This is a genomic window from Streptomyces sp. NPDC033845 (genome assembly GCF_055576225.1).
In genome coordinates this window covers 1-2,333 of record NZ_JBVIRI010000072.1, presented here as the reverse complement: position 1 = coordinate 2,333, position 2,333 = coordinate 1, and the positions used below count along the sequence as shown (strand labels likewise).

General features: G+C 70.9%; 1 protein-coding gene. It reads left to right on the top strand.

All coding sequences use genetic code 11. The annotated features are described in order from the left end of the window. Positions 1 to 228 precede the first annotated feature (228 nt). The coding region (gene alr, locus ACZ50K_RS37810; protein ID WP_468912012.1) for an alanine racemase at positions 229 to 2,333 on the top strand (2,105 nt) is incomplete at its 3' end.

Here is a 2,333-nt window from a genome sequence, read left to right as displayed (position 1 = left end):
CCCCCTGATCCTCCGATCGGCCCTGCTGCGGGCACCAGCCGGCGGGTGGGATGGAGTGCTGCCCCTCTTTTCCCTTGTGAGCTGTGCGAGGAGTCATCCATGGTGCGTGGACTGCCGGTGACGGCTATTGCGGGTGATCTGCCGGGCGGCCGTGCGGCCTGCGGAGGTGGGCTGCCGGCCGTGGATGCGGCAGGTGCCGCGGTGCGCGGTGGGCTGTCCGAGGCCGTGGTGGACCTGGAGGCGGTCGCCCACAACACGCGTGTGCTGGCCTCACACGCCCGGGGGGCGCTGATGGCGGTGGTCAAGGCCGACGGTTTCGGCCACGGTGCCGTGCCGGTGGCGCGTACCGCCCTGGCGCATGGAGCGAGCTGGCTGGGGGTGGCTTCCACGGCGGAGGCGCTGGTCCTGCGCGAGGCGGGGATCACAGCCCCCATGCTGGCCTGGATGCATGTGCCGGACGTGGACTTCACCGACGCGCTGCGGCAGGGGATCGATCTGTCGGTGGCCTCGGTCGCACACCTGCGGGCGATCGCCGCGTGCGCCGACACAATGGGGACCGTTGCAGCCGTTCATCTGAAGGTGGACACCGGTCTGCACCGCAACGGGGCCTGCCCGGCCGACTGGCCGCAGCTGGTTGAGGTGGCCGCAGAGCTCGAGCAGCACGGCCTGGTCCGTGTCCGGGGCCTGTGGTCGCACCTGATCCACCCCGACGATCCCGCCCACCCCGCCACCGCCGCCCAGGTCCACGCGTTCGAGACCGCGGCGGACCAGGCCCGGGCTGCGGGGCTGCGGCCTGAGCTGCTGCACCTGGCGAACTCGGCCGCCGCCCTGGCGGCCCCGGAGACCCACTACGACATGGTGCGCGCGGGATTGGCCCTGTATGGGATCGAGCCGGTCCGGGGCCGGGAGTTCGGGCTGCGGCCCGCTATGACGTTGCGTGGCCGCATCATCATGAGCCGCACGGTCGAAGCGGGCGAGGGCGTCTGTTACGGGCACGACGACACCACCACGGCGCCGACCGCATTGGCCTTGGTGCCGCTCGGCTACGCCGACGGCCTGCCCCGCGCGGCGTCCGGCAAGGCCGAGATCCAGGTCGGTGGGGCGCGTAGGCAGGTGGTGGGGCGGATCGCGATGGACCAGTGCGTCGTCGACACCGGAACGGAGCAGCTGGCCATGGGCCAGGAAGCGGTCGTGTTCGGACCCGGTACTAATGGTGAGCCGACGGCCGTGGACTGGGCTGTGTGGGCCGGAACCACTGCGCACGAGATCCTCACCGGAGTCGGTGCCCGTGTCCCCCGCCGCTACCTGCCGGCGCAACCTGCCTCGGCAGCCCGCGTAGATCCGCGGCTGCGGGTCGCCGTCCTGTTCGGCGGCCCCGGTGGCGAACACGACGTCTCCTGCGCCTCCGCCGCGGGAATCCTCAGCCACCTGGACCGGACCCGCTACGCGGTGCAGCCGATACGCATCACCACCGACAGAGCATGGATCCCTGGCCCGCAAGACCTCCCTGCCGGCACCTATCTTCCGCACGACCTCACGGACCTCACCCCCGCGGACTCGGTGAACGGATGGGACAGTCTGCGGCAGGTGATGCCGGTGCTGGCTGCCGCGGACATCGTGCTGCCGGCACTTCACGGACCGTTCGGTGAGGACGGCACCGTCCAGGCACTCCTGGAGACCGTGGGCGTGCCGTATGTCGGCAACGGGGTGGCGGCGAGTGCGATCGGCATGGACAAGGACACCACGAAGCGGATCCTGGCAGGTGGCGGCCTGCCCGTCGCCGACTGGACCCTGCTGCGGACGAAGGACGGTGAGCTGCCGGAGGCGGAGCGTGAGCGGCTGGGGCTGCCGGTGTTCGTCAAACCCGCCCGGGCCGGCTCCAGCATCGGCGTCACCCGCGTCACGGATTGGTCCGACTTGAAGGAAGCGCTCGCCGAGGCCCATACGTGGGACAGCAAGGTCCTGGTGGAGGAAGCCGTGCACGGCCGCGAGATCGACATCGCGGTCCTGGAGCACCCCGATGGTCGCCTGGAGGCCGGGCCGCCGCTGGAGATCGAGGTGTGCGGCGGGCAGTCGTTCTTCGATTACCAGGCCAAGTACCAGGACGAGGCCACCCGCTTCACCATTCCCGCCCACCTCGACCCCACGACCACAGCCGAACTGCAGCGGCTGGCGGTGGAGGTCTTCGAAACGCTGGGCTGCTCCGGGCTCATCCGCGTCGACTTCTTCCTCCGCGACGGCACCGAACCCGTGATCAACGAGGTCAACACCTTCCCCGGCTTCACCGCAGCCTCCCAGTACCCGCAGATCTGGGCCGCAGCCGGCCTGCCCTA